This is a genomic window from Secundilactobacillus muriivasis (assembly GCF_054785195.1).
Genome location: NZ_BAABMI010000015.1, coordinates 41,750 through 68,661, shown reverse-complemented (window position 1 = coordinate 68,661; position 26,912 = coordinate 41,750). Strand labels below are relative to the sequence as shown.

24 protein-coding genes are annotated in these 26,912 nt (G+C 47.9%); 14 read left to right on the top strand and 10 right to left on the bottom strand.

Going from position 1 to position 26,912, the window contains the following annotated elements:
• Positions 1-417 precede the first annotated feature (417 nt).
• Positions 418-699 (top strand): hypothetical protein, encoded by a 282-nt coding sequence (locus ACYVR3_RS04275; RefSeq protein WP_054737341.1) that lies wholly within the window; start codon positions 418-420, stop codon positions 697-699.
• A 109-nt stretch (positions 700-808) separates the two neighbouring features.
• Here the strand turns inward: ACYVR3_RS04275 and ACYVR3_RS04270 are convergent, their stop codons facing one another.
• The 4 genes from ACYVR3_RS04270 to ACYVR3_RS04255 all read right to left on the bottom strand — a co-directional run bounded on the left by ACYVR3_RS04270 (position 809) and on the right by ACYVR3_RS04255 (position 7,035).
• Entirely contained in the window at positions 809-2,494 is a 1,686-nt protein-coding gene (locus ACYVR3_RS04270; RefSeq protein ID WP_461243256.1) for a DUF5776 domain-containing protein, read from the bottom strand.
• Between the two features lie 530 nt (positions 2,495-3,024).
• Positions 3,025-3,918: a sce7725 family protein gene (locus ACYVR3_RS04265; RefSeq protein WP_461243255.1), complete on the bottom strand. Its 894-nt coding sequence runs from the start codon at positions 3,916-3,918 to the stop codon at positions 3,025-3,027.
• Complete coding sequence (locus tag ACYVR3_RS04260; protein WP_057152464.1) at positions 3,915-4,613, bottom strand: hypothetical protein; 699 nt, start codon at positions 4,611-4,613, stop codon at positions 3,915-3,917. The genes ACYVR3_RS04265 and ACYVR3_RS04260 overlap by 4 nt, the downstream gene beginning before the upstream one ends.
• A gap of 37 nt (positions 4,614-4,650) precedes the next feature.
• Positions 4,651-7,035, bottom strand: a complete 2,385-nt coding sequence (locus ACYVR3_RS04255; RefSeq protein WP_461243254.1) for an ATP-dependent DNA helicase — start codon at positions 7,033-7,035, stop codon at positions 4,651-4,653.
• A gap of 534 nt (positions 7,036-7,569) precedes the next feature.
• Here ACYVR3_RS04255 and ACYVR3_RS04250 point away from each other — a divergent pair.
• The 6 genes from ACYVR3_RS04250 (at position 7,570) to ACYVR3_RS04225 (ending at position 13,676) form a co-directional block, all read left to right on the top strand.
• Positions 7,570-8,514, top strand: a complete 945-nt coding sequence (locus tag ACYVR3_RS04250; protein WP_461243253.1) for an aspartate carbamoyltransferase catalytic subunit — start codon at positions 7,570-7,572, stop codon at positions 8,512-8,514.
• A 7-nt stretch (positions 8,515-8,521) separates the two neighbouring features.
• The gene (locus tag ACYVR3_RS04245; RefSeq protein WP_461243252.1) at positions 8,522-9,805 is read left to right on the top strand and encodes a dihydroorotase; all 1,284 of its coding nucleotides are present in this window, start codon (positions 8,522-8,524) and stop codon (positions 9,803-9,805) included.
• A 148-nt stretch (positions 9,806-9,953) separates the two neighbouring features.
• Entirely contained in the window at positions 9,954-10,163 is a 210-nt protein-coding gene (locus ACYVR3_RS04240) for a hypothetical protein (RefSeq protein ID WP_054737460.1), read from the top strand.
• A gap of 137 nt (positions 10,164-10,300) precedes the next feature.
• The gene (locus ACYVR3_RS04235; RefSeq protein ID WP_057152462.1) at positions 10,301-10,681 is read left to right on the top strand and encodes a hypothetical protein; all 381 of its coding nucleotides are present in this window, start codon (positions 10,301-10,303) and stop codon (positions 10,679-10,681) included.
• 1,340 nt (positions 10,682-12,021) lie between these two features.
• Positions 12,022-13,179: a 5-methyltetrahydropteroyltriglutamate--homocysteine S-methyltransferase gene (locus ACYVR3_RS04230; protein WP_461243251.1), complete on the top strand. Its 1,158-nt coding sequence runs from the start codon at positions 12,022-12,024 to the stop codon at positions 13,177-13,179.
• A 158-nt stretch (positions 13,180-13,337) separates the two neighbouring features.
• The gene (locus ACYVR3_RS04225) at positions 13,338-13,676 is read left to right on the top strand and encodes a hypothetical protein (RefSeq protein ID WP_461243250.1); all 339 of its coding nucleotides are present in this window, start codon (positions 13,338-13,340) and stop codon (positions 13,674-13,676) included.
• Positions 13,677-14,586: 910 nt separating this feature from the next.
• On the opposite strand, the gene ACYVR3_RS04220 is transcribed toward ACYVR3_RS04225, so the two are convergent.
• The 4 genes from ACYVR3_RS04220 to ACYVR3_RS04205 are packed head-to-tail and all read right to left on the bottom strand — an operon-like array spanning position 14,587 to position 18,384.
• Positions 14,587-15,660, bottom strand: a complete 1,074-nt coding sequence (locus tag ACYVR3_RS04220; RefSeq protein ID WP_461243249.1) for an ABC transporter substrate-binding protein — start codon at positions 15,658-15,660, stop codon at positions 14,587-14,589.
• Complete coding sequence (locus ACYVR3_RS04215) at positions 15,660-16,466, bottom strand: ABC transporter permease (protein WP_461243248.1); 807 nt, start codon at positions 16,464-16,466, stop codon at positions 15,660-15,662. Before ACYVR3_RS04215 ends, ACYVR3_RS04220 begins: the two co-directional genes overlap by 1 nt.
• Entirely contained in the window at positions 16,463-17,284 is an 822-nt protein-coding gene (locus tag ACYVR3_RS04210) for an ABC transporter permease (RefSeq protein WP_057152459.1), read from the bottom strand. The genes ACYVR3_RS04215 and ACYVR3_RS04210 overlap by 4 nt, the downstream gene beginning before the upstream one ends.
• Positions 17,281-18,384: an ABC transporter ATP-binding protein gene (locus ACYVR3_RS04205; protein WP_461243247.1), complete on the bottom strand. Its 1,104-nt coding sequence runs from the start codon at positions 18,382-18,384 to the stop codon at positions 17,281-17,283. Before ACYVR3_RS04205 ends, ACYVR3_RS04210 begins: the two co-directional genes overlap by 4 nt.
• A 324-nt stretch (positions 18,385-18,708) precedes the next feature.
• Here ACYVR3_RS04205 and ACYVR3_RS04200 point away from each other — a divergent pair, with 324 nt between their 5' ends.
• The 5 genes from ACYVR3_RS04200 (at position 18,709) to ACYVR3_RS04180 (ending at position 22,990) form a co-directional block, all read left to right on the top strand.
• Complete coding sequence (locus ACYVR3_RS04200; protein WP_054734512.1) at positions 18,709-19,389, top strand: Crp/Fnr family transcriptional regulator; 681 nt, start codon at positions 18,709-18,711, stop codon at positions 19,387-19,389.
• A gap of 15 nt (positions 19,390-19,404) precedes the next feature.
• Positions 19,405-19,764 (top strand): YxeA family protein, encoded by a 360-nt coding sequence (locus ACYVR3_RS04195; RefSeq protein WP_461243246.1) that lies wholly within the window; start codon positions 19,405-19,407, stop codon positions 19,762-19,764.
• A gap of 993 nt (positions 19,765-20,757) precedes the next feature.
• Positions 20,758-21,186, top strand: a complete 429-nt coding sequence (locus ACYVR3_RS04190) for a MarR family winged helix-turn-helix transcriptional regulator (protein WP_461243245.1) — start codon at positions 20,758-20,760, stop codon at positions 21,184-21,186.
• Positions 21,187-21,190: 4 nt separating this feature from the next.
• Positions 21,191-21,919, top strand: a complete 729-nt coding sequence (locus ACYVR3_RS04185) for an SDR family oxidoreductase (RefSeq protein WP_461243244.1) — start codon at positions 21,191-21,193, stop codon at positions 21,917-21,919.
• A gap of 99 nt (positions 21,920-22,018) precedes the next feature.
• Complete coding sequence (locus ACYVR3_RS04180; protein ID WP_461243243.1) at positions 22,019-22,990, top strand: nucleoid-associated protein; 972 nt, start codon at positions 22,019-22,021, stop codon at positions 22,988-22,990.
• A 124-nt stretch (positions 22,991-23,114) separates the two neighbouring features.
• Here the strand turns inward: ACYVR3_RS04180 and ACYVR3_RS04175 are convergent, their stop codons facing one another.
• Together ACYVR3_RS04175 and ACYVR3_RS04170 are read right to left on the bottom strand one after the other, a co-directional pair.
• A complete protein-coding gene (locus ACYVR3_RS04175) occupies positions 23,115-23,567 on the bottom strand; it encodes a hypothetical protein (protein ID WP_057152457.1) in 453 nt (150 codons plus the stop codon).
• A 719-nt stretch (positions 23,568-24,286) separates the two neighbouring features.
• The gene (locus ACYVR3_RS04170; RefSeq protein WP_057152456.1) at positions 24,287-24,850 is read right to left on the bottom strand and encodes a cob(I)yrinic acid a,c-diamide adenosyltransferase; all 564 of its coding nucleotides are present in this window, start codon (positions 24,848-24,850) and stop codon (positions 24,287-24,289) included.
• A 473-nt stretch (positions 24,851-25,323) separates the two neighbouring features.
• On the opposite strand from ACYVR3_RS04170, the gene ACYVR3_RS04165 reads away from it, so the two are divergent.
• Together ACYVR3_RS04165 and cobD are read left to right on the top strand one after the other, a co-directional pair.
• On the top strand, positions 25,324-25,839 hold the full coding sequence (locus ACYVR3_RS04165) for an ECF transporter S component (protein ID WP_057152455.1): 516 nt from the start codon (positions 25,324-25,326) through the stop codon (positions 25,837-25,839).
• Entirely contained in the window at positions 25,836-26,909 is a 1,074-nt protein-coding gene (gene cobD / locus ACYVR3_RS04160) for a threonine-phosphate decarboxylase CobD (RefSeq protein ID WP_461243242.1), read from the top strand. Before ACYVR3_RS04165 ends, cobD begins: the two co-directional genes overlap by 4 nt.
• Positions 26,910-26,912: the final 3 nt, after the last annotated feature.

Sequence of the window (26,912 nt, the reverse complement as noted above, 5' to 3'; positions counted from 1 at the left end):
ACTTTAGCATATGGTGAAAACGATTGCAACTGTTTCTTTGGCAATAACTTCACATAATCGACTGTAAGTTAAACGGTTTAAGTGCCGTAACACACTGGGGCTGTATGTAACGGCAGTGTTTTGAATTTTGGCTAAAAAATTGCATTTTTTTATTTGTGACCGGGAATAATTGGAATCGGTTGAGAAAAATTGACGTGTCATTGTGAGCGACAAAACAATCCTCAAAATCACCCGGTGGTTGTTAAGAATTAGCTAAGCAGTCTCATTTAACCAATCCCGGTCTGATAAGGTTGATGAGCATTCACTTTTGGTAAGATTAGAAGTCACTAAACTCTATGCAGAATCCCGTATTTTTTTGAGGAAAGATGTTATCATGACCGTGGTTGAAAGAATAACACGTTAAGGAGCGTGAACAATATGATGAATCGGTTTAATTTGCAGCTAGTTGCTATGGGACGTCAAATGACGTTAGGACGAGGGTTGATCTTACTCTTGAATCTGCTGACCTTTGCGACGTTGATATTCGGCTCATCGGCCATGTTGTTTGCAGCGCTAGTCTTTACGAGTTTGCTCTTATTCACGGGTCACTTCTTGGTGTTCAGCTCGACGCAGCAGGCGAGCCGGTTACAACAACTCGATCTGTGGCTGATCGGCTTAACGCTAGTGGCCGGGTACTTTAAGTTAATGTTTATGATTTAGGTGACTTCACTAACGGGTCATTGCATTACAGCTTGAATCTCAGTCCAAATAAAAATACGGTAGCTACCTTAATCGGGTAGTTGCCGTATTTTTTGTTGGTGCTTGTTCGCTATTTCCAAATCACCAATTGTTTATTAGCTGATACATAGTTGCCATTCGTCAGTTGGTAACGCGTTGCCTTGCCGGTCTTGATTAGGCGTTTCACCTTGAGCACTTGATTACGTTTAGTCGTGCGCACTTTGCCGGTCAACTTAGCAGTTTTGTACTGGTTGATTCCCTTGGTGCTGATGACGCGAATGCGCTTAGTGTTGCTTTGGTAGTACAGGTTAGCGACATAGCTTGAGTTGGCTGTTACGTAACCACCAGCAACCCGGTAACGTTTGGCACCACCCTTAGAGTAACTGACACCCAGAACGGTGAAGGTTTTCGCCTTTGTCCGAGCTTGTTTCTTAAAACTTTGAAGTGGTTGATTGAGTTCAACGGTTTTGTGAAGGCGCATCGCGCGTTTCGCATAAATCTTGTACGGATGTTTCACTTTTTTGATGACTGGGTCACTTGAAATTGGGACGATTGGGGTTACGTCTGGTGTGGTTTCCGGTGTTGGGGCTGGCTCTGGGTTAGTTGTGCTACCACCGCCAGTACTACCGCCACCGTTATCGGTGTTGCCGCCCGTATTCGAACCAGTGTAGGCATCGTTTTCAATGTTTAACGTCAGCGGACGAATACTGTAGCCGCCAATTTCAGCAGCGTTCTTCAGGACAATATTAACGGTTGCTGTCGCAAATTCAACGCTGGAACTTAGGCCGGTCAATTGATTATTTTCAGCGGTGAGACCACCATTCACCACTGTCACTTGAAGGTCTTCTTCGGCCGTTAATGGGCGACTGCCATCGTTGTTCGTGACGGCAACCAAGTTAGGCAACAGCTCACCAAACGCAATGTTGCCATCATCATCGGTTGTCACGTCCATCGTCACGATTTGGTTACTGAAGGCAGTTGACGCCATTTTGGTGCCAACTGGAATCTCAAGTTTATCGATCGCGTTATTGGCAAATGCCGCCGCACCCACGGAAATTTGGTTGGCAACCCGCAGATAGCTTTGATCAGCATGGACGAATTTGGCAAATTCTACTTTATCGATGCGATTATTCGCAAAGGCTTGATCGCCAATGATGACCGAAGAATAAGTCGTTTTCGGAAATTCTAGAGTTTCAAGGCGGTTGTTCATGAAGGCCTTGTTACCAATCGTTAGGCTGGTCTTCACGTTTTTCGGCACTTCCAGCGTTTCAATCTGATTGTTCATAAAGGCGCCATCGCCGATCACTAGGCGTCCAGAAAGACTTTTTGGCAGTTCAACGGTCGTTAACTGATTATTAGCAAATGCCTGGTAACCTACAGTCAACGATTTCGCAGTTGTCGGGAAGGTGACCTTGCTGATACCAGTCGCATTAGCGGTTTTAGGCAAGAGACTTCGGAGATGCTCTAATGAAAATGCCTTCGTGTCGACGCTAAGACTGTCACCTAACGATGAATCAAAGATCAACGTCCCACCATTGATGAGACCAAGGGCAGCGTCAGTGTTGGCAGCAAGCCAGTCAGCTTTAAAGCCAAGTACTTTGCCACTTTTAATATTGGCGTTTTCACTGGTCAACGTCACGCTCGTTGCGGTGACGGGTTGCGTGACCGTTTCTGTAGACGTTGTTTCAGCAGCGGCAGCGGGGATGAGGGCGGTCGGTGTCAGGCCTAAGATTAAGGTGCTGATCATCAGGGTCCGCAAGAGCGTTGTCGTTTTCATGGTGAAACCTCCTTTTTTGGCGGGAGCGGCTAACTAATAGATTGCTTATAACTCTAATGTTATTCTTACTATTACTAGTGTAACGGTTAAATAGGAAACAAATCAACCTTATTGTGCTAATTTCATACATTGTTCGGTGTTTGTTCATAGTTTGGTCATAATTTGACTTGTTGGTGTCGTTTGTGTCCAGCGTAAGTGTGCGGAGCGAGACGGGGTGAGAGCAGTGTGTAAGGCGAGTCCGGTGAAAGCGCCCGGGCCTGGCGGTTTTACCGGACTCGCCTTACATGCAGCTCTCTGTCTCGCGCAGCACCATTCGGCGTGGTGGCCAGAAAGCGCGTGGTTGACAAGTTCCTGTAACTTCAGAAACCCTGGAAACAAAAGCCCAAGTGGCGCCGAATTTTGTAGCCTGAACGAACGCTTTTCAACGCGGCTTTGGCGAGCGAAGCGACGACAAACAGCCGACACTCACCATGCACTCAACGCTTACGCTGGACACAAAAAAACGACCGCAAAATTGCAGTCGTTCAAAGTTAATTCGTCATATACCGTGCCATCATCACAAAATGATGTTCCAACGTCAATTGCTTCAAAATGCCCATTCCAGGAAACTTGTGCGCCTTAGCCAGTTCCCGTAACTGGTCGATCGCCGGTGTCTGGTTAATTGCGGGTTGCGTGTCAAACCACGCGATGGTTTTGGCCAACGCCTCAAAGTATTTTTCCTTTTGGTGCTTAAAGTCTTCGTTTTGATCAGAAACAAAGTGGTGAATCCGAACCATGCCGTCTTGCAAATAAATCAGGTGCAGTGTCACCGTTCGACTAGGGTGGCCGTGCTCGAAGTAGGGCTTTCCCTGAGTGAGGTAGTCGCCAAAGCCGGTTTCGTGGTATTGACGCGCAAACGTTTGGTCATCAGTGAAGAAACTGTCAGGCATCTTCGCAAAGTCGGCACTGTGGTCACGGACTTCGTTGTGGTCGAAGAGGTGGCCGAACACTTGGTGGTTAGCTGTTAGTAATCGTCGCATTCGAGCTTCCGGCGGTGCCAGCACCGTTGCTGAAGCAGGTAGCCAATCATGGTCGATGAAGAGTTTTAAATCGGCGTAGTGTTGCACGATGACCAATGCATCGTTAAGTTGATCCGGCGGTAGTAGCGGTGTCAAGATGACGGCGCGTTGCACCCAGGGGGTTTCGAACAGCGCGTTAATGGGGTAACGTTGCTCAGCCTGATAGTTGTAGTGGTCAACTTGCGGATTTTGAATTACCGCAACGGGTTGCTGGTGGTTGATAAAGGCCTGTAACGTTTTTGGTAACGCTGCAATGTCGCGAACCGGTTCGATAACGGGCACCACGTTTTGATGGGGTTCGGTCGCAAAAGTGGTGAGTGCTTTTAAGTCAAATTGACGGCCACGAAGATAGGGGTAGTAGATCATGTGTGATCACCGCCTGATAGTAGTTGGTGCTGCAGTTTAGCAATTTCAAGGTTTAGGGCATCGACTTCTTCTTGGAGGGCCGTTACCGCACTGCTCCGCGTTTCATCAATGAAACGCGCGTAAAAGTTATTTTCCGGATCGTAAATATCGTAGTGCTGGTGGCGCTTCTTCAATTCACGGTACAGTCGCTCAGTTGGATACTGGCTGATGCCCGTTTCAACGCGTTTGGCTTTTCGAACTTCTCGGGCTAACGAGTAGAGAAAGTGACTCATTAACTCATCGGGGTCTAACGTCACTTCTTGATAGCGCGGCTTTTTCTCAACGGTCAGGTAACCGGGTGCTAACACGGGCTCAGTGGCCGTCGCCAGCTGGTCGGGGTCGTAGGCTTGATAACTTAAAACCCCAATTTCGGCCGGAATCTCGTCCTTTACTTCTTGATAAAGCGCTAATGGTAACACGAAGTAGTTGTAGTTACCGATAAAGGATAGTTTCGCCTTTGAATGGAAATCACTTTTAGTGACTTTGAGCTCGTAGCACCGCCATTCAATGGTGCCGTCCGCGAATCGTTGATAACTGAGGGTATCAACGATGCCTTGGTCGTCGGGCATCGTGACCTCTTCAACGGCCACTGCCCCGGCTTCAATGCAGGTTTCGTAAACGGTCTTTTCTAGTTCAAGTGTGAGTTTTGTTTTCATTTTAAATCCTCGTTTAGATTAGTTACTAGTTAACTAGTTAATCAGACTGTTCAGCCGTCCACTGCCAAAATTGGTCGATAGTGGGCGCCAAGTCGCTTTCTCGATAGAGTGTCCGATAGTATTGCCAGTGGGGTGGAAAATACCGGGTGTAACGCGATGACGCGAACCGCCGATCCATTAGCAAAATCACGCCCACGTCTTTCGCACTTCGAATCAACCGACCAGCTGCCTGAAAAACGTGGTTCAGGCCAGGTAACTGGTAGGCGTACTCAAAGCCGGGTTCGTCCATGGTGTCAAAGTAGTCACGGAGTAGGTCATTTTCGGTGCTTAGACCAGGCAGCCCAACACTGACGATCCCCACGCCGATCAGTCGGTCAGCAGCGAGGTCGATACCTTCAGAGAACAGGCCACCTAAGATTGCAAACCCGACCAACGTTTGGTCCCCATCCGCAGTGAAGGCGTCCAGAAAGGCGGTTCGTTCACTTTCAGTCATTTTAGTCGCCTGAACCTTAGTCTCAACGTCGGGGTAAGCCAGTTGAAAGGCCTCGCTGACGGTATTCATAAAGGAGTAGGACGGCAGAAAAATCAAATAGTTGCCGGTCTTCCCGCTGATCAGCGTTTTAATACTAGTAATAATTTTAACCAGATTATCGTCCCGTTTGCGATAAGTCGTTTCAATGTAGTTGGTGATGAGAATCGTCTGGTGTTTTGGTGGAAACGGTGAGGGGAGTTGATAACAGAGACTATCGTCGCTACCGCCGAGCACCCGTTGGTAGTAGTCCAATGGTGAAAAAGTGGCTGAAAATAGGACTGCGCCGTGCCCTTTTTGAAGCGATTCGGCCAAAAACGCACTGGGATCCAGGCACAGTTGTTTAAACGTAATGTCGCGATCCTGATCGTCACCAACCGTAATTTTAGTCCGGTAAGTATCATCATAAAAGTCAGCGATTTTAAGGTAACTCATGCAGCTAAAATAGTAGTCCAAAACAGCTTTGGTATAGTCGTCTTGGGGTTGTTCACGACCAAGCCAATCGCCAACGGAATCGGTCAGCTGTTTGACCGCTTTATCAAACCCAACGGCCGCTTCGTTAAAGACGCTTTCGTCCTTGCCGCTTTCCAGCAATGGTCCCGCGAATTTAAAGAAGGCACGACGGAGTTTTCGAAATGCTGTGATCAACAAGTGCGACGGGTCCGTTTGGTCCTTCGTGAGCGCAATCAGGTCCGTCAGTGGTGCTAACGCCAGCTCAGTCGAGTACATATCTCGTGAGCGACTCACTAGGTTGTGGGCTTCATCGACCAAGAAAAAGTTATCGTCATCGTGGTCGACCGAGAAGAACCGTTGCAGGTAAACTTGCGGGTCAAACAGGTAGTTATAATCGCAAATGATCATGTCGCAAAACAGGCTAACGTCCAGTGAAAATTCAAATGGGTCCAGCGTGTGTTTGCGCGCGTAGGTTTCAATAACCGGTCGGGTGATTGCCATTTCGTGAGTGAGAATGTCCTTCAAAGCCGGTTTTAAGCGGTCGTAGTAGCCGACCAAATAGGGATTGTCATCCGGCGCTAAATCAACTTCTTCTGGGAAGGTGATGGTATCCTTAGCGGTTAAGGTGACACTGCGTAAAACAAGCCCCTTATCAGCAAGCAACGCTAACGCTTGCTCAGCCACGTGGCGGGTACTTTGCTTAGCCGTGAGGTAGAACAGCCGCTGAATCTGATCTTCCCCCATGGCTTTGATGGCGGGGAAGACCGTGGAAATGGTTTTACCAGTTCCAGTGGGGGCTTCGATAAAGAGTTGTTTCTTGAGACGCAGAGCCTTGTAGACGGCTACCGCCAGTTCCCGTTGGCCGGTTCGGTACTGGTCAAAGGGAAATGGGAGGGTTGCAATCGACGTGTTGCGTTCCTGTCGTAAGTCGGTTTCGAGTTGAATCCAAGTTTCGTATTCACTGACCACTTGGTTGAAAAACTCAGTCGCTTCAGTCAGCGTGTAAGTCAGTTGTTTTTTGGTGACCTCGTCAGTTGTTCGCCGGTAATAGGTCAGTTGAAGCGTTAATTGGTCTAGGTCCTCATCGGTCATCAAAATGTAGGCGTACATCTTGGCCTGACCCCAGTAGAGGGTCAAGGTATTTTCGGGTAGATCTTCGAAGGCCAGATCGGACGTTTTGATTTCTTCAATGAGGGTGTCATTGCCCGCCAAAATCACGCCGTCAGCGCGACCATGAATGAGGAATGGTCGGTCGGCAAGCGTCACTTTGCGGTCGAGGGCGTATTCTTTTTGGTAGTTATCGCCCCGTTGCTTTTGGAGTTGACGGTGGATCCTGGCACCTTCTTGGGCGGTGTTTAAACTATTAAGACCGCCGCCAAGGTTACCTGATCTCAAGGTGAACTCCACAAGTTCGCGGATGCCGATTTTACTGATTGCCATGATTCGGGTGCTCCTTATGCCGCGAGGTTGGCTGATGGCCAATCTCAGAATAAATCTATTATAACAGTCGAGTTGCTTTGGTGATAGCGGACGAAGATGGTGAATAACTGGCAGACTGACGGCTGATAATGTTCGAGTTTATCCTTGGATTGGCAATTAAATCGGATGGATATAACGTGAACAATATTAAATCCGAATGTTTTGAAGGAATTTGTAAAAAAAGCTTGTATTTTATGCGGTAGGCGGTTATGATTTAACCAATCAAACCTTTAACAATTAGTCCTGTGAGACTAAGAAGGATCGGCAATAAGTTCTAGGCCAGAAGTCTAGACAGCAGTGAACTCTTTACCCACAGGCGGTAGAGAGCCTTTTTTTGTTACTCTTAATACCGCGGACTAATGAGCACATGATATGAGATTGACACTGACGATTTAATTGTCTCCCGTGAGAGCAAAACGTCCAAGGGTACACCACCTAAGAGGCGCGCTTTGCGAACACGGCAAGGCGCGTTTATTATTAGGAGGATGACTGACTATGATGGAAACGACCAAGCCGTTGAGCTACGCAAACGTACTGAGCATGAAGGATTTAAGTTCTGGAGAAGTGATGAACTTTATCCGTGAAGCCCAACAATTTAAAGCAGGTAAGCAAATTGAACTGACTCGCCCGGTATACGCGGCCAACTTATTCTTTGAAAACAGCACCCGGACCCACACCAGTTTCGAAATGGCAGAACGTAAATTAGGTCTGAACGTGGTTAACTTTGACCCCGCTCACAGTTCCGTGAACAAAGGTGAAACCATGGCTGATACGCTGAAGACCTTACAAGCCATCGGCGTTGACGTTGTTGCCATGCGAGATAAGCACAACGAATACTACCAAGAATTAGTTGACGACCGTAACATCCACGTTGGAATCGCCAACGGTGGTGACGGTTCTGGTGAACACCCATCGCAATCATTACTCGATATGATGACGATCTACGAAGAATTTGGCTTCTTTGAAGGCTTGAAGGTGGCCATTGTTGGCGACTTGGCTCACTCACGGGTCGCCCGTTCAAACATGGAAGTCTTAAACAAGTTAGGCGCCCGGGTTTACTTTGGCGGTCCTAAGAAGTGGTTTGACGACCGCTTCCAAGCATTTGGCACTTGGATGCCTGTTGACGATTTAGTTGACGAAATGGACGTCATGATGTTCCTGCGGGTTCAACACGAACGCCTTGATAGCAAGGAAAATGCCAACTTTACCGCTGCCGGCTACAACGCCGAATACGGGTTGACGCCTGAACGCGAAGCTCGCATGCAAGAACACGCTATCATCATGCACCCAGCGCCCGTTAACCGCGGCGTTGAAATTGCGGATGAACTGGTTGAATGCGACCGTTCCCGGATCTTCACCCAAATGCAAAATGGCGTTTTTGTACGAATGGCTGTAATGGCAAGTCTGTTACGGTACAAAGGATTAGTTGAAGAGGATTAAACTGACGATGACAAAACGATTGATTAAGAACGGCCAGTGTTTGGTAAACGGCCACCTAGAAGTTCAGAATATTTTGATTGAAGACGGGGTGATCACAGCGATTGGCCAGTTAAGGAACCCCCAACCGGCGGCCAGTGAAATCATTGATGCCCAAGGGTTGTTTGTGAGCCAAGGGTTGGTCGATGTGCACGTGCACTTTAGAGAACCCGGCCAAACGGCAAAGGAAACCATTAAAACCGGGAGCTTAGCGGCTGCTCGGGGTGGTTATACCACGGTGGCAGCAATGCCGAACGTGATTCCAACACCAGATACGCCAGAACGGATCAAAGCGTTGATTGCGAAGAACGAACAAGATGCTGCCGTTCACGTGTTACAGTACGCAACGATCACGACTGATCGTGGTGGCGACGAGTTGGTGGACTTTGAAGCTTTGAAAGCGGCTGGGGCATTTGCCTTTAGTAACGACGGTAACGGGGTTCAAACCAGTGGCACGATGTATAAAGCGATGCAGGCGGCGGCTGAACTGAACATGGCCGTAGTGGCACACGCTGAAGATGATAGTTTAACTTACGGCGGCGTGATGCACGAAGGCGATTCTTCTAAACGATTAGGCTTGCCTGGCATTCCAAGTGTGAGCGAAACCGCGCAAGTTGCTCGGGACGTTGTGTTAGCCGGCGCGACTGGTGCTCACTACCACGTTTGCCACGTGTCAGCGAAGGAAACCGTTCAAGTCATTCGGGCAGCTAAGCAGGCGGGGGTTCACGTGACTGCTGAAGTTTCACCACACCACTTGTTGCTGAGTGATGCCGATATCACGAGTGACAACGCCATGTTGAAGATGAACCCGCCATTGCGGAGTGAAACTGACCGACAAGCGTTGATCCAAGGCTTGTTGGATGGCACGATTGATATGATTGCCACCGATCACGCACCACATACGGATGCTGAAAAGGCGCAATCAATGTTAAAAGCACCATTTGGGATTACCGGTAGTGAAACGGCCTTTGCGATGCTGTACACCAAGTTCGTGAAGACTGGGCAGTTTAGTTTAGCGCAGTTGATCAACTGGATGGCGGTTGCACCGGCTGAAGTATTTGGCATTCAAACTGCTGGGCATTTGGCAGTTGGGGCACCGGCTGACTTAGCCATCTTTGATCTAACGACTGCTAGTGAAATTAAACGAGAAGACTTCTTGTCCAAGGGGCATAATTCACCATTCGTTGGTGAAACTGTTTATGGCGGGACGAAGTTGACTTTGGTTGATGGTGAAGTTGCTTATCGGGCTAAATAAAGTTAGTTCAAATTAAATCGTAAGTTGTAACAGCAGTGATGATTCTGAGCACTGCTGTTTTTTTGATGCCGATAGTTGTGTGAGGTGCGATGCAGTTAAAACTCGTGGTATGATTGGAACGGATACCATCATCAGGAGGCAAAGACGAATGACAGAAACGGAACTGAAGGCTTTGGCGGAACTATTGCAGGCGTACAATATCGAGTTGAAAACACAGGGGACGATGATCACCCACGTTAACGGCCATGAAGCGCAACTCGATGCAACTGGTTACATGTCAGATCAGCTGATTAAAGTGGTTTTGGAAATCATCGGGACTGATTTACGCGCCGCATTATTTCAGAAACTTCACGGCTAAGATGACAATTGTGTAACAAGTATGACAAAAACTGAAGATTTGTTAACTTAAATGTGACCGCATCGTTACGTTGATTGCTTATACTAACTAATAGTTGGATAAAAGATGAGCAAGTTTTAAGGAGATTGACGGTGCGGATGAAACGAGTATTAACTTGGGTTGCAGTTGTTATGGCCATGATTGCCGGCCTCGCAATGCCAGCCACTCAAAGTGCCAGTGCCAAAAAATATAACCCGGCTGATGACGCGATCATGAGCGCATCCGTGTTCAAGCGGATGGGTCGCGTTTACTATCACAAACGGGTCTTTACATACTACTCACCAAACGGTAGTGGGTTTTACGGCATGGGTGCTTACACGTCAGATGGAACTTATACGTTGAACGGTCGGGACAAGCAGGGATACTTGATCTTGGCGAACAACAAAAAGTTCGGTACGAAGATCAAAACCCCACTTGGGATTGGTGTCGTGCATGACCGTGGAACTTATGGCGGGCATTATGATATTGTTGTTAAGTAAATAGCGTGTTTGAGGTCGTTGAGCTGTTTTTCGGTTTGGCGGCTTTTTTGTTGACGCTTGTGTCCAGCGTAAGCATGTATAGTTTGTGAAATGATTCTGGTCTTCTATAGTGGGAAGATGCCGCGGGAGGCTCCGGCGCTATGCGGAGCTGGAACGCAGTGGCGGGCCTACGAGCTAGGAACGGAAGAAGACCACTTCCGTGCCGGATCTCTCCGGACCCGCGTATGACTAAAGCACTCGCAGCCCGAACCCCACGGACTACGACTGCTTAAGTCATACCGACACTGCTGAGCTCCGCGCGCCTCCGCCTCCCGCTACATGGTGCGTCATTGACAACAACAGCTGACTATTACATTCTGAAGTTGACGAAACCGCGCGATGGCAACGCTTGATGATAACTCCACAACTGCGAGAAACGATTGTGGTCAATGTTCAGTAACCGCAAGGAATCAACGATTGCGTGATACTAAATCTACCAGTCGTGCATCACGATTGTGCGAATCTATTACGTTGACATCCATACGTCCGTTGCGATTCTGAAGCGTTGACTGATGATTAATTCTGTCGTTTGTCGAATCAACGTCAGTCGTTGCAATACTGCCGTAATCCGTTCAGTTAAGCGCTTGAGATGATCTACAATAGTGCTAAATTGTGCAATGTGAGATGGAGGTAGCTGGCCAGGTGGATGCTGTGTCGCGATAATTGGTGGTTGTTGGTGATTTTCCAACAACCGCCAATTATCGGGGACGAATTTCAGACTCGCATGGGTTTTGGCGAGGCTGAAATTCGAGGCCTGAGACCGCCCTTCGGCTCAGGCCGGCCCCATAGCAGGAACCTGGCCGGCTACCGGAATCGACAGTTTACGCAAATCACTGCACGTCACAAACTAAACAGAAGAATGTTTACGCTGGACACAAACGTAAGTAAAAATTGAATGCCCCTTGACAGTATGAGAAACCTCAACTATAATCTAACTTAAATTTAATGAACGTTTTTAATTGCGTTGATGAGAAGAGTAGTAGTGCGAGCGGTTCACAAGGGAGTCGTGATAGTGGAACACGATAGCCGCAACCATTACGAAGATGAGCTCAGAGCAGAAGTTAGGTTCACGCTTAATTTCCGGTAGCCACCGATAACTGGCCGGGTATCAACAGGTACCTCGAGGTGTTGGCTGTGAAGCCAGTACGAACTAGGGTGGTAACGCGAGCTTTCGCCCCTATAACCGAGTCAGTCGGTGTAGGGGCGAAAGCTTTTTTTTCGTCAACAAGTGCCAGCAAATGAACGTTCATTAAAAAATTAAAACTAACGGATAGATTTCTAATTAAAGGGGATTACACATTATGAGCGAACAAACAGCAGTTGAATACACGAAACGAACAACATCACCATTCCGGTACGACGTGGTCGGCAGTTTCTTACGGCCTGAATCATTGAAGCATGCCCGGCAACAATTTGCCAACAACGAGATCAACGCCGCTGAATTAAAGTTGGTTGAAGATCAATCCATTATTGAACTATTACACCAAGAAGAAAAGGCCGGCTTGAAGGCCGTTACCGATGGCGAATTTCGCCGGAGCTGGTGGCATTTAGACTTTTTTTGGGGCTTACAAGGGGTTGAAAAGGTTGATCTTGATAGTGGGTACGCCTTCCATGCTGAAGAAACGCGGGCTGAAAGTGCGCGCTTAACTGGTGAACTGAGTGGCGAAAACCATCCATTCGTTGAGCATTTCAAATTCACTCAAAAGCATGCCAGCGATAACGTGTTAGTTAAACAGACGATTCCAGCGCCTGCTCAATTTTTGGCAGAACTGCAGCGTCCTGAAAACTTGAAGGCTACCCAAGCCGTCTACGCAACTGATGACGAATTGATTGAAGGCATCGCTAAGGCCTACCACAAAGTGATTTTAGATTTGTACGCTGCTGGTTGTCGCAATGTGCAATTGGATGACTGTACGTGGGGCATGTTAGTGAGTCGCCATGATGGCGCTCGCCCTGGCGATCCAACCCCTGAAGAAGAACAGTTAGACATTTTGAAGTTACAATATGTGACGGTCAACAACAAGGCTATCGCTGATTTACCAGCTGATCTGACGGTTAACACCCACATTTGCCGTGGTAACTATCACTCAACTTGGGCTTCTGCCGGTGGTTACGAATCAGTTGCTGAACCACTATTCACCAAGGAAAATGTCTCGGCTTACTTCTTGGAATATGACAGCGAACGTGCCGGTGGTTTTGAACCATTGAAGAAGGTTGCGACTGACAAATTAGTTGTTTTAGGGTTGATTACGTCAAAGGATGGCAAGTTGGAAGATCCACAAGCCATCATCGACCGGATTCACGAAGCTGGTAAATACGTGCCATTGGATCGCCTCTGCTTGAGCACCCAATGTGGCTTTGCGTCAACTGAAGAAGGTAACATTTTGACGGAAGCTCAACAATGGGAAAAAATCGCGCTGGTTCGTAAGATCGCCAACAGTGTGTGGGGCGAAGAATAAACCGTTTAAAATAATTGATTAATGATTAAATAGTCCCGGAACTTCTCTGACTGGAAGTTGCGGGACTATTTGCATTTGTGGTGGGGTTAAATTTAAATAATCAAAATACTAAACAAAATCACCTTCCAAGCCTAAAATAGACTGGAGAGGTGATTGGATTGAAACGGTCTGAACGAAACGTAAAACAAGGTGTCATTATTGATATGAATGATTTTCTGATTGCTTATGGCGCACAAAAGCTAGGTAAGCGAGCGGATTTAGCTGAGGTGATTTACAACGCAGCTAAGCAAGATTTGAAGGGGTTAGATGACCTGTTCAAAGATAACGGTAATGCGCGCCAGCAAGTCTTTGAAGCGGTTGGTGAAGGCTTTATTGCCGACTACTTTGGTGACGATGACCCAGATCAACGTCAAAAGCGCGCGGATGAGTTGACGCAAGAGGCGATTTCGTATCTTGGGGCGCATTTGAGGGATTTTGATGATTGGGAGAATAATTAGAGCGTGAAACGAGACGCTTAGAAGGTGGCGTATAAGGGCCAGTACGTAAAACTCCCCGGGCTTTGGGGAGTTTTACGTACTGGCCCTTATACATAACCTTCTGTCTCGGTTCACGCGTTTCGGCGTGGTGGCCAGAAGGCGGGAAAGTTGGCGATTTCTAAAGGTAAATGGAACCCCAAGAAATATCAGGTTAAATCAAGCCGAAAACCAGTTGCCAGGAGCACCGTTTTGGTGGAGCCCTAGAGACTTTGGGACTTGTGGTGAGCGGGGCTTATGTGCAAGTCTCTGTTTTATTTTAAGCGTTTCGGCGTGGTGGCCAGAAGGCGGGAAAGTTGGCGGTTTTTGAATGTAAATGGAACCCCAAGAAATATCAGTCTCACCCAAGCCGAAAACCAGTTGCCCGGAGCAGTGTCTTGACTTAGCACTTTAAATTTACTGAGTATTATTGGCGACGCACATTACTATTACACATTTTCGGCGCTACTTAGGCTGTAGTTAGCAATAATCGTTACCATCGTGAAGCTGACTTAGATTACCGCCTTGATTAGCCTGCGCCGAAACGAGTTGCGCCAAACTGAGACTTGCATATAAGGGCGTCCAAGTAATACTGACTAAAACCCAGCCAGTATTACTTAGACGCCCTTATACTCCAGTCTCAAAACGTTTTGCTCCGCTCTCTAGTGACGTGCATTGCTACTACATAGTTTTCGACGCCACTGAAACTCTAGTTAGCAATAATCGTCACCATCGTGAAGCTGACTTAGATTACCGCCTTGATTAGCCTGCGCCGAAACGAGCTGCGCAAAACTGAGACTTGCATATAAGGGCGTCCAAGTAATACTGACTAAAACCCAGCCAGTATTACTTGGACGCCCTTATACTCCAGTCTCAAAGCGTTTTGCTCCGCTCTCTAATGATGCATCTTAAACTCCAAATACAAATCATTATACTTCCCAACCATCACCGGCGACAGGTTCTTATAGATCTGCAGATGCGCCATGGTTTGGTCGTTTGGATAGAATTGTGGGTCGCTTCGGACTGATTTTGGTAGTAGGTCCTGGGCGCGCTTATTTGGGGTGGCGTAGCCCACGTAGGTTGCGTTTTGGGCTGCGTTTTTTGGTTGCATCATGAAGTTGAGAAAGGCGTAAATGGCCTTATAGTGCTTGGCCGTTTTGGGAATCACTAGGTTGTCGAACCAGAGGTTGCTGCCTTCCGTTGGTACCACGTAGTGCAAATGCGAATTGTTGGCCATCATTTCGGCCGCTTCACCCGACCAGTCCACCGCGATAGCGGCTTCATTTTCGGCCATGTACATCTTGATTTCATCGGCAACAACGGCCTTAACATTAGGACTCAACCGATTCAACTTATTCTTAGCAGCCAGCAATTGTGCCGAGCTGGTCGTATTCATTGAATCACCGTTGGAAGCTAACGCAAAGCCCATGATGTCGCGCGCCGAATCCACCAACATGATCTGGTTACGGTACTTGGGTGACCAGAGCTGGTTCCAATGTTGCAAACTGCCTGGTTTGACCATTTTATCGTTATAAACGATGCCTAACGTTCCCCAGAAATAAGGAATTGAGTAGCGGTTGTCGGGGTCAAAATCCAGATTCATTAACCGCGGATCAAAGTTGTTGAGGCCCTTTAACCGGGATTTATCCAACGGTTTCAACAAATGCGCTGCCCGGAGCTTTTCAATCATGTAGTCACTGGGCACAGTCAGATCGTAACTGGTACCACCTTGCTTGATCTTCGTGAACATGGCTTCGTTGCTGTCAAAGGTTTCCACGTTAACGTGAATGCCGGTTTGCTTCTGAAATTTAGTGATCAAAGCAGGATCGATGTAGTCACCCCAGTTGTAGAGGTTTAACACGTTGTCACCGCCACCGGTGTTGTCGCTGGCAAGGAGTCGGTTGGCTGAAAAGCCGAGAAGCCCACAAGTTGCTAGAATTAAAATGGCGAGGGTCATTAATCGTTTCATCAGCGCGCCTCCCGTCGTTTTGACTTAGTTGCGGACTGCTGAACGAAGTAGTAGCCCACAATCAACGCTAGGGTCAGGATGAAGAGTAGGCCGGACAACGCATTGATCTCCAGACTAATCCCTTGACGCGCTCGCGAGTAGATTTCAACGGAGAGCGTTGAGAATCCGTTCCCCGTCACGAAGAAGGTCACCGCAAAGTCATCCAGCGAGTAGGTCAGGGCCATGAAGAAGCCGGAGAAGATGCCGGGGGTGATGAACGGCACGATGACGTGGCGAAGAATCTGCGCTTGGTTGGCGCCAAGGTCAGCCGCCGCGTCCAGCATACTGCCGTTCAGTTCCTTTAAACGTGGCAACACCATCAGCACCACAATGGGAATCGAGAAGGCCATGTGACTGAGTAGCACGGAAGTAAAGCCAAGTGGAATACTTAACGTGGTGAAGAAAATCAGGAAGCTGGCCCCGATAATGACGTCTGGTGACACGATCAGGATGTTGTTGAGGGACAGCAAGGTATTTTTAAATACCGGCCGGCTCGTTTGATGGATCCATAACGCACCCAGTGTCCCGATAGCGGTGGCCATTAACGCTGATAGTAATGCAATCACCAACGTTTCTAACACAATGGCGATCAGTCGCCGGTCAGCGAATAATTCGCCGTAGTGCGCGAGAGTGAACCCCTGAAAGTGGTCCATAGTTTGACCGCTGTTGAAGGAGTAAACGACTAGGAAAATAATCGGCGCGTACAACATGATGAAAACTAACGTCAAGTAGAGTCGCGACCATTTAAATGAGTTTAAGCGGGTCATCGTGTCACCCGCCCTTCGAGTTTCCGGTCACCAGTTAAAATCATGATGACGACCATGGCAATGATCAACACGACCCCAATCGTGGAGCCCATGCCCCAGTTCATGGTGGTGAGGAAGTGTTCTTCAATCGCCGTCCCTAAAGTGATGACTTTGTTACCACCAATCAGGCGGGTCAACATGAAGAGGGAGAGTGAGGGAATGAACACCGATTGCACGCCCGCCTTAACACCGGGCAGGGTCAGTGGCCAGATAACCTTTGAGAAAGTTTGCCAACCAGTGGCGCCTAAATCGTGACTGGCGTTTATATAGGAAGGATTTAAATCGTCCAACGCGTTATAAATCGGTAAAATCATGAACGGAATCTGAATGTAAGTGGCCACGAACACGAAGCTAAAGTTCGTAAACAAAATCTGTTGGGGGCCGATGCCAAAGACCTGAAGGAACTGATTCACCACCCCAGATTGACTGAAAATGCCAATGAACGCGTAGGCCTTCAGCAGCAAGTTGATCCAAGTGGGCAGAATCGTCAGCAACAGCCAGAGTTGCCGGTGCTTGAGTTGGTGAATGTAGTAAGCCGCGGGATAGCTGATCAACAGCGTAAACGCGGTGATCAAGAAGGCCCACCACAGTGAGTTCACGGTCATCATCAGGTAGGTTTTCGATTCAAAGTAGGTCTGGTAGTTGGCCAGGGTAAAGTGGTGATTTAAACTTAAAAAGGATTGGTAGATGATCAAGCCGACTGGCGCCAAAACGAACAGGCCAATCCAGAGCCCGTAAGGCACGTAGTAGGACCAGTTAGCAAATTGCCGACGATTCATTGCGTGACCTCCTCATCATCGTAGCTTTCCAACCGGGCGTCGAAGTCGGCCTCGGTTTCGTGCAGTCGCATAACGTGGATGTCATAAGGCTCGAAGGTCAGGCCGACCACTTCGCCGTCCTTGGCGGGATTGATCGAGTGAATCAACCATTCGTTGTGGTCATTATCGTAGGCCACAATTTCGTGGTAGTCGCCCCGGAAGAGCTGACTATCAATAGTGACGGTCAACTTACCTTGATCAGGCGTGGTGATATCGAGGTCTTCGGGCCGTAAAACAACTTCGACTGGTTCGTTAGGTTTCATCCCAGCATCGGCACATTCAAAATGCTTACCGACGAACGCCACCTCGTAATCCTTGATCATGGTCCCCGTCAAAATGTTGCTTTCGCCAATGAAGTCGGCAACAAAGTGGTTGATGGGTTCATCGTAAATATCCACTGGCGTCCCGCTTTGGAGGACGTTACCGTTATTCATGACGAAAATTTCATCGCTCATGGCAAGGGCTTCTTCTTGGTCGTGGGTGACGAAGAGGAAGGTGATGCCCAGTCGTTGTTGCAGATCACGTAGTTCGTACTGCATGTCTCGACGGAGTTTGGCATCCAACGCAGAAAGGGGTTCATCTAGCAGTAACATCCGCGGTTTCATGACAATGGCACGGGCGATGGCGACCCGTTGCTTTTGGCCGCCAGAAAGTTCACTGATTTGGCGAGAGCCGTAGTCGGCGAGGCGAACGGATGCCAGAGCTTCGTTAACCCGCTGGTTGATTTCAGCTTTACTGATTGATTTTTGAAGCCGTAGTCCAAACGCCACGTTATCGTGCACGTTCATGTGTGGGAATAGCGCGTAGTCTTGGAAGACGGTGTTGACTTTGCGTTGGTTAGCGGGCAAGTTATTGATGGCTTTGCCGTCAAATAAAATCGTCCCCTCAGTGGCATCGGTGAAACCAGCGATGATGCGCAAAATGGTTGTTTTGCCACAGCCGGAAGGGCCGAGCAGGGTATAGAACTTCCCCTGTTCAAGCGTGATGTCGATGCCCTTGAGAATCTCAGTGTCCCCGTAACGCTTCACAATGTGGTCTAAACGAATAATTGGTTCGGTCAATAAAAAGGCCCCCTTGAAGATCTAATTGAATAAGTGCAAGTTGCTTGCTATTTGGTGATATTTAGGCAATAATCACTTGTCATTATAAGTGGTTTAATGGGCAAAACCAAGCCCTGAGATCGTTGAATTGGTTCGGTTGATTAAAATACCCAGCGCTTCAAATTTTACACGATTTTTTACCGGAAAAATCTAAAAATTTCATGGCAAAAACCGCCGAATACGTCAAGTCCAACTTGACATACGTCAAGGCAATCGGCGGACTGGTCTGTTACGCTAAACTATGATAGATTGATAGTAGTGAAACCATCCGAGGAGGGGTTTAACATGTTAGGTCATCATGATGCAATTGCGTGTGTGCAGTTAGTGCCGATTTTCCAAGATCTTGATCACGCCACGGTATCAGCCGTTGCGGAACTCGTTCAAGAACGGCACGTTGCGAAGGGTGAGTTTGTCTTTTTAGCGGGAGATCATGCAGATTCGTTGGTGATTTTAGCGCATGGTCAGGTCAAAGTGACGCAGAGCACGGCTAGCGGTCGGGAACAGTTGATTCGGCTATTACAACCGGGCGACTTTGACGGCGAGTCAGTTTTGTTTGAAGAAACCGATCGGCAGACCAGTGCCCAAGCGTTGGTCGATTCGCAGATGTGCTTGATCACCCGGCAGGATTTCCAGCAACTCGTGCAACAATCGCCAGCCGTTGCGCTGAATATGTTGAACGCGTTGGGTAAACGGGTGGCTGACCTTGAAGCACAAGCAGCTGCCACGCTCACGACCAGTGTCGGTGAACGCCTAGCAAACTACCTCGTTGAAACCAGTTCCGAGATTGGCACGGCATCATTTGACCTGCCGCTTCAAAAAAAGGACCTGGCCCTGTACCTTGGGACGTCACCAGAAACGATCAGTCGCAAGCTCAGCCAATTTTCAAAGCAGGGACTGATCAGTCAAAGCGGTCGAAGTCACATTACGATTCAGGACGAAGATGGGTTAGCACTAGTTGAAAATTAATTGGAGGATGTTGGGATGAAGAAGGGACTTTGGTGGCTTGTAGGGATTATCGTAGTGCTCGTCGGTATCAGCGGTGCCCTGTACGGCATTCAAAACTACGGCCGTAGCTACTACGCGCAGGTTGGCAATATCAGTCATACCTACTTGCAAAAGCAAAAGGACGGCACCGTTATGGGCAAGAGCTACACCTATAACATGACCGGCTACGACAAGAACGGTAGCGCCAAAAAATTATCAGTCAACTCAATGACTGGTGTCAAATTCACGAAGGGCCACTACGTGAAAGTACTCTGGTCACCAGCTAAGGGTGTTAAGAGCTACGAACGTGTCAGCTGGTCACAAGTACCGAAAGCGGCACAGTCTAAATTGAAGTAGATTAACGTGGAACGTTGCGATGATTGCAACGTTCTTTTTTTGTATATGCTTGTCCAGTGATAGGGTACGGAGTTTGTGAAACTTGGCTTCATTGCGCGTTAATCATGGGTGATATTGTGGGCACAACCGGTCGGTCAGAAAATTTGGGCTGGAACGCCGTGGGCACGATTCTGAGCCGGAAAAACACGTCTCAGAATTCGGCCTTTCACTAAGCTGGAAGTTCACCAGCTAAGTGAAATTTCACGGCTGAGCCCAATTTTCTGACCGACCTCTTGTTTGCGGGTTTTCGGCATCGATTACCGTACTCCCGAAAATTTATCACGAAGGGCAAAACTGTCGCACGATGACAATTGCAAGCATCTCAGCAAGTGTTGAATGGCAACGTAACGACATTGGGTCAGTAGTATGTTCAAGCGAGTTGAGTCAACGTTCAGGATAGACTTACACTTGTTCATTATGGAAATGGCGACTGCTGACCGATTGTGTTATTTACCGAGTTGACATCAATCGCTGTCATACTGCAACAGCATGACGTCCGGTGAAGTACTTGAGATGGTCTACAATAGTACCGATTTACGCCAATGTAAGATTTCGGTAAGCGGCTAGGTGGATGCTGTGTCGCGATGATAGGCGGTTGTTGGTGTTTTTCCGACAACCGCCTATCATCGGGGACGAATCTAAGACTCGCGCGGGTTTTGGCGAGGCTTAGATTCGAGGGCTGAGACCGCCCTTTGGCTCAGGCCGGCCCCACAGTAGGAACCTAGCCGCTTACCGGAATCGTAAGTCCACGCAAATCACCGCACTTCACAAACTAAACATGCTTACGCTGGACACAAACGACAGTAATCGACAAAAGTAGCGAAAACCGTTAAGTCGCACGGTAATTCTTGATTTTAAGCGAGAACCATGCTAGCTTTAAACTGTTACCTCACTAACGATTTGGTGAGGAACGAACAACGGCCTGCCAATTGAGAGGCAAGGAGCGAATAATAAATGGAAGCAAAGGACACGGGGCGCTTATTACGGAAAGCAGCTAATCAGTTGATCTATAACTTCGACCAGTTCGCTGGTCAGTATGGGTTAACCAGTATGCAGATGTCAGTGATCGATTATTTGAGCCGACAAGGAAGGCACGTGGTGATTCAGCGGGATTTGGAACGCGAATTTAACGTGCAACGCTCAACGATGACCCTGCTATTGCAACGGATGGATAAAAAGGGCTTGGTGAAGCGACAAAAAGCGGTGACTGATGGTCGCCAAAAAGAAGTGACGCTGACGGCGAAAGCTCGTGAGATGGAACGAATCATCCAAGATTACATGCAAGATCAAGACCGCAAAATTCGTGCAACGTTTGATGATGAAACAATTGAACAATTTCAAGAGATTTTAACGTACTACATTAATTTGACTGAAGGGAAATGATGAGTTGAGTTTAACGCAACAACGAGTACTGATTCTTGGCGGGACGTCTGGCTTTGGCCTGCAAGTTGCCCAACAGGCGATCGCCGCTGGGGCCGAAGTGACGATCGTTGGTCGGCACGCTGACCGATTGATGAAGGCCCAACAAGCAATTATTGCAGCCCAACCAGAAGGCATTCTTGAAACGGCGCAGTTTAATGCGAGTGATGTTAAAACGCTGACGGCGTTCTTTGAAACGAACGAGCGGTTTGATCACGTGGTGTCGATGCTGGGTGGTGCCATGGGTGGCGGTTTTTTAGCTAATTCGGTGGCGGATATTCGGGCGGCAGTTGAGGCCAAGTTCTTTGATAACCTGAAAATTGCGCAGGTTGCCAGTCGGTATTTAAATGCCGGTGGGAGCTTAACGTTTACTTCGGGTTCGGGTGGCAGTCCCGCGACGGCTTCTGGTGCAATTGTTGGTAACCAAGCGATCAATTTAATGGTACAAGGGTTAGCCGTGGAATTAGCGCCCGACAAGCGAGTTAACGCGGTGTCGCCAACTTGGACGCCAACCGGTTTGTGGCGAGATTTGTCCGATGATGAGGTTGCAGAACAGACCAACGCGTTTGCAGCAAACGTACCGTTGAAACGGGTTGCCAAACCGGCTGAGGTGGCATCAGCGTACCTTTACTTGATGCAAAATCGGTTCATAACTGGACAAGTACTAGCAGTTGATGGAGGCGTTGATTTAGCCTAAATATGAAAAGTATCCGGTCGGCATTACAGGTTGTCTCGGATACTTTTTTTGATATGATTAGAGGATACGCAACATAAAAAATAGAGTAGGTGGCTTCAGATGAGAATAATAACGGCAGTGGTTCACGTTTTGGATAAGGACTCGGGTAACGTGGTATTATCCCACAAGGATATGGATCCCAACGATGTTGTCGTTGAGGAGTACCTGCAAAAGGTCATCCAAAAATTTGTGAACTCGGAGTACACGGAAACGGCTCTTGATGACTGTCCGATCGTCAAATCATTGGTTGATGATCCGGCTAGTTTTATGGACCAAACGACTGAACTTAGTTTGGCTTTTTTTGAAGCCATTAAGGGTGCTGAAAAAATTGGTGGCGGTGACCTGCTGTTTTTCCGGGTTGAAAACGATGATCTGGCAGAGCTGACCGGGATGGTGAAGTTGGATTATAACGCAAAGTATTTACACACCATCGAATACCAAGATGATGTGTTGGTCAACACGATCATTCAAAATAAAACCATTTTGCCGTCACCAGTTCAAACGATCAACGATGGCTTTTTGGTGATTGGCAACACGATTCGGGTTCGGTCGAAGAAGTACGACAATAATGGTGAAGACTGGAGTTTTGCGCAAAATATCCTGAAGATTCCAGCCGTGAAAAAAGTGTCGGAAGAGATTAAAATCATCGAAAAAACGGTTCAAGAAACAACGAAAAAATACACTGAAACCGGTGTGCTAACCGCACCAGAAACGCGAAAGGCCGTTCATGATAGTATCAAGAAGGATGAAACGATTGATAGCAATTACGTTGCGGAGGCGGTTTTCCCGGATAATCCGGTCGCTAAAGAAGAATTTAAGGCAACGTTGAAGGAACGCGGCGTTGCCGAAACGGTGCCGGTTCCTAACGCACCGATTTTTGAGAAGAAGTACCAAAAGCAAAAGATCAAGCTGGGTAACGGCATTGAAATGACGGTGCCAGTTGAGTTGTTGAAGAACAAAGACGTGATTGAATTTCGCACTAATCCGGATGGGACGATGTCCGTGATCGTGAAAAATGTTGAACGTGAGTAGTTGTCAGCATTAGGTTAATCAATAAAAAAGGTTCAGACCAGTTACGGTCTGAACCTTTTTTATGATTTTCAGTTGAAAAACAACCGGTTGCAATCAAACAACGACGGTTATCTTGACCAGCGGTTTACAGGTACCGCTTCTCAGCTTCTTTCCGGGCTTCAACGGCGTCGCTCTTATCGGTAAACGTCCGGTTTAAGACGTACCGACCATTGAAGTATAACCGGGCGATCCAGCGATCCTGCGCTTGATCGTAACTCACACCCGTGACCCCACTCTTGTTGTTCGCCCGTCGCTCATCGGACTTAGGGTGCCACGTTTTTTGAAGCACTTCCCAGTTACCGATGTATTTACGAGTAGCTGGGTTTTCCCGGATCATTTGACGCGACCGTTGCTTGCGGATACAGCCGCAGCTCAGGGTTTTCTTGGTCCGCAATTGGTGACCATCAACCACACAGCTGTTACCACAATCACAGTGACAGTTCCAGGTAATATTGCCGTTGGGTAATTTACCGGCCCGGCTTAAAACGGTTAAGCGACCGATGCGTTGCCCACGCATATCGATCATTTTCTGAGGCATGCTAATCCATCCTTCGTATTGATTTCAGTCCATTTTTAAGACATACAGGACTGTTTGTGTTGTTTCCTAGTATACCCGATGTGCTATGAAATTGATATGTCAAATTTCGGAGAGTGCTGGGTGCTGGGGGTAAAATGCAAACGGGAAAAGGTTGGGTTGAAGTGATGATGACGGGGTTAGTAGCGGGTGAGTGATGACTGATTTTTGGGGTGAAAATTTTTTTTATTTTTTTTGATTGGTTAGAGGAAAACGGTTGGTTTGAGTTAAATTGGGATATTGTTAAGAAAGTTGTCAGGTGGCGGTTGAAAAGGTGTTTGGTTGGTTTTGGTTGTCATAGAAGTTGACAATTGGGGGTGGTGGGATGGTGATTTTTCATTAGGTAAAGGGGTGTGAAATTGTGCCTTAAATTGCTCCGTATGAGGGATGTAAGGCGGTCCCGATATTAAATCGAGGGGCGTGACTTGGGTGGTGAGTGAGTGGGATAGGCGACGAGCATTTAGGCGGCGTTGTTTTCGGCTAACATTAAGCTGAAATTTTCCAGACAATCGAGTCAATGGTGAAGTTTGTCAGCGTTGGTTGGGTTAGGCGGCCACGCCGAAACGCGTTAAATCAAGCAGAAGGTTGCATATAAGGGCGTCCCCAGCAAACCTACCAAAACCCGGTAGGTTCGCTGGGGACGCCCTTATACTCCACCTTCTAAACGCTTGATTTAACGCTCTCTATCTAAAAACCGGCTTACTATTCCGATACAAAATATCATCATGCTTCTCCAACATGTTCGCATAGCGCGCTGCTGCGAAGAAGTAGTCTGATAAGCGGTTCATGAAGACTAATACGTCGTGGTTGATGTCGTCTTCGCCTTGTAACGTCACGATGCAGCGTTCTGCGCGGCGGGTGATCGTTCTTGCAACGTGTAATGCGGATGCTGGTTGCGCACCACCTGGCAGGATGAATTTTTGGACGGCTGGGACGGCTTCGGTGTACTTATCGATCTTGCCCTCCAACCACGTGGTTGCTTCTGGGTTGAAGATGAAGTCGCGCTTCGGGTCGTCGTTTAGGGTTGCTAAATCAGTGCCGGCGTCGAAGAGTTGTTGTTGGATCTCTTCCAGTTCGTCGTGAAGTTCAGCGGTGTTGGCCGTTAATAATGAGATGGTGTAGCCCACCCAAGAGTTGAGTTCGTCAACGGTGCCGTAAGCTTCAACCCGTGCGTCATCCTTGGTCACGATTTTCTTACCGATGATTCGAGTAGAGCCTTTGTCGCCTTTTTTGGTATAAATCTTCATGTCAAAATCCTCCTTAGTGTGTGGTGCTCATGTGTGTCCATTGTACCCAAAAATCCCGGCAAGTCACGCTTTAGACGGTATGGAAACGCCAAAGCACCAGAATTGGGTGAAAAGTTACCGTGTGACCGGCTAAATTGTGGGGACAATGGGGTGATTTAGTCAAAAATGTGCTATTTTTACCGAAATTAGCAGTTATTTTAATTCCAAAAATAACAATCTAAAAATTCGTAAATTATAACGACCCCATTATACCAGTTCCGAATCGAAATACCAGTATGAATCTTAACTGGTCCAGAACGAACTGATTTGCCAAAATTAGTAGTTTTTTATACTGATATTGAGAAGCGTTCCACAAATTTGTTAGACCGGTCACAAGCCGTTGAAAGACCGGCCCGGCTATCATATCTTTATATCAGGACGTTTTGTAAGCGACCTCATTTTAGCTAAAATTTGGACGAAGAAGGTTTAATGGTATGGATAATTCTGCAAGGTTAAAGCGAATCGTGTTGGCGGCCATGTTGCTGGCACTGTGTGTGGTTGGGGCCAACGTGAAGATTTTAGGATCGATCGCGTTTGATTCTCTACCAGCGTTCTTGGGCGCAATTTTATTGGGTCCCGTTTTCGGTGCTTTTTTAGGCGTATTTGGTCACTTAGTATCCGCTGGGTTAGCGGGGTTCCCTTATACGTTGCCAGTTCACTTGGTGATCGCCGTGATGATGGGCGTCTGCATGTTTGTTTTTGGCTGGATCCGTCAACGATTCGGTAAGGACAAGCTCAGTGTCGTTTTGATCGCTGATGTGATCGGTTACGTCATCAACGTGCCACTGGAAGTGCCGTTGATGTACCCGTTCTTGAAAGGCACGATCTTCGCGCTCTTTATTCCACTGACGGTCGCCACTATCGTAAACCTTGCAGTTTGCGAAGTTGTCTACGCTTTCTTGCCACAACGCGTCAAACACGCACCATTTTTAAGGAGTGAGGCATCATGATCAAAGTGATTCATGGTGGTAACCGGGAGGCAATTGCGCAACGAACCGGTCTCGACGCTACGGCGTTGATCGACTTTAGTGCCAATATTAATCCCCTGGGCCTATCGCCAAAGTTAAAAACGGTTTTAACCGAGTCGCTAGACGAACTGGTCTACTATCCCAATCCACAGTATCCGCAATTAAAAGCAGCTATTAGCCATTATTTAAACGTTTCTGCGGATGACGTGTTTGTTGGGAACGGGGCGGTTCAGATGATTTTTGACACGGCCACGGCGTTGCAGTCAACGCACGCCGTTGTGTTAGCACCCACGTTTGGTGAGTACGAACGCTCGTTGCGGCGAGCCGGGGCGACGGTTGACCATTACCGATTACGAGCAGAAAACCAGTTTCAAATTCAGTTGCCTGAACTGATCCAGTTTCTGGACCAGCAGCCGACCGTTGATCTGCTCTGCCTGTGTAACCCTAATAACCCGAGCGGCCAAGTCCTCTTACCAGATGAGGTACAGCGGCTAGCCGATTATTGCCGCCAACACCAGATTTGGCTGATTTTAGACGAAGCTTTCATGGACTTTATTGACCACGACCGCCTTAGCTACATTAACCGGTTAAGCGAAACGGATCCGGTAATGATTATTCGATCAGCTACCAAATTCTTTGCGATTCCAGGGCTACGGCTCGGGTTTGCAGTGACGAAACACCCGCAACTCAAACAACAGTTGCTTGAACAAGCCGAACCGTGGTCGGTCAATACGCTGGCCGCCCGGTTTGGAGAGCACATGTATGATGACCAGGCCTATATTCAAGCGACCTACGCTTGGTTATTAGCTGAAAAGAAAGCGCTTTACGAGGGTCTTGAAACGATTCCGTACCTCACCGTTTACCCGTCAGCAGCCAACTACTACCTCTTCAAGAGTGACATTCCCCAACTACGAGAACGGTTGTGGCCAAAGGGGTTAATGATTCGGGACTGTTCCGATTACGTTGGCTTAGATGCGAGTTACTACCGGGTTGCGGTGCGGTCACATGATGATAATCAAACATTATTAGCAGCATTACACGACTTAGCTTAAGGA

Bases quoted from the DNA above. Each gene is read 5' to 3' on its own strand.
- ACYVR3_RS04275 (WP_054737341.1), top strand. From the start codon at position 418: ATGATGAATCGGTTTAATTTGCAGCTAGTTGCTATGGGACGTCAAATG.
- ACYVR3_RS04270 (WP_461243256.1), bottom strand. From the start codon at position 2,494: ATGAAAACGACAACGCTCTTGCGGACCCTGATGATCAGCACCTTAATC.
- ACYVR3_RS04265 (WP_461243255.1), bottom strand. From the start codon at position 3,918: ATGATCTACTACCCCTATCTTCGTGGCCGTCAATTTGACTTAAAAGCA.
- ACYVR3_RS04260 (WP_057152464.1), bottom strand. From the start codon at position 4,613: ATGAAAACAAAACTCACACTTGAACTAGAAAAGACCGTTTACGAAACC.
- ACYVR3_RS04255 (WP_461243254.1), bottom strand. From the start codon at position 7,035: ATGGCAATCAGTAAAATCGGCATCCGCGAACTTGTGGAGTTCACCTTG.
- ACYVR3_RS04250 (WP_461243253.1), top strand. From the start codon at position 7,570: ATGATGGAAACGACCAAGCCGTTGAGCTACGCAAACGTACTGAGCATG.
- ACYVR3_RS04245 (WP_461243252.1), top strand. From the start codon at position 8,522: ATGACAAAACGATTGATTAAGAACGGCCAGTGTTTGGTAAACGGCCAC.
- ACYVR3_RS04240 (WP_054737460.1), top strand. From the start codon at position 9,954: ATGACAGAAACGGAACTGAAGGCTTTGGCGGAACTATTGCAGGCGTAC.
- ACYVR3_RS04235 (WP_057152462.1), top strand. From the start codon at position 10,301: ATGAAACGAGTATTAACTTGGGTTGCAGTTGTTATGGCCATGATTGCC.
- ACYVR3_RS04230 (WP_461243251.1), top strand. From the start codon at position 12,022: ATGAGCGAACAAACAGCAGTTGAATACACGAAACGAACAACATCACCA.
- ACYVR3_RS04220 (WP_461243249.1), bottom strand. From the start codon at position 15,660: ATGAAACGATTAATGACCCTCGCCATTTTAATTCTAGCAACTTGTGGG.
- ACYVR3_RS04215 (WP_461243248.1), bottom strand. From the start codon at position 16,466: ATGACCCGCTTAAACTCATTTAAATGGTCGCGACTCTACTTGACGTTA.
- ACYVR3_RS04210 (WP_057152459.1), bottom strand. From the start codon at position 17,284: ATGAATCGTCGGCAATTTGCTAACTGGTCCTACTACGTGCCTTACGGG.
- ACYVR3_RS04200 (WP_054734512.1), top strand. From the start codon at position 18,709: ATGTTAGGTCATCATGATGCAATTGCGTGTGTGCAGTTAGTGCCGATT.
- ACYVR3_RS04195 (WP_461243246.1), top strand. From the start codon at position 19,405: ATGAAGAAGGGACTTTGGTGGCTTGTAGGGATTATCGTAGTGCTCGTC.
- ACYVR3_RS04190 (WP_461243245.1), top strand. From the start codon at position 20,758: ATGGAAGCAAAGGACACGGGGCGCTTATTACGGAAAGCAGCTAATCAG.
- ACYVR3_RS04180 (WP_461243243.1), top strand. From the start codon at position 22,019: ATGAGAATAATAACGGCAGTGGTTCACGTTTTGGATAAGGACTCGGGT.
- ACYVR3_RS04175 (WP_057152457.1), bottom strand. From the start codon at position 23,567: ATGCCTCAGAAAATGATCGATATGCGTGGGCAACGCATCGGTCGCTTA.
- ACYVR3_RS04170 (WP_057152456.1), bottom strand. From the start codon at position 24,850: ATGAAGATTTATACCAAAAAAGGCGACAAAGGCTCTACTCGAATCATC.
- ACYVR3_RS04165 (WP_057152455.1), top strand. From the start codon at position 25,324: ATGGATAATTCTGCAAGGTTAAAGCGAATCGTGTTGGCGGCCATGTTG.
- cobD (WP_461243242.1), top strand. From the start codon at position 25,836: ATGATCAAAGTGATTCATGGTGGTAACCGGGAGGCAATTGCGCAACGA.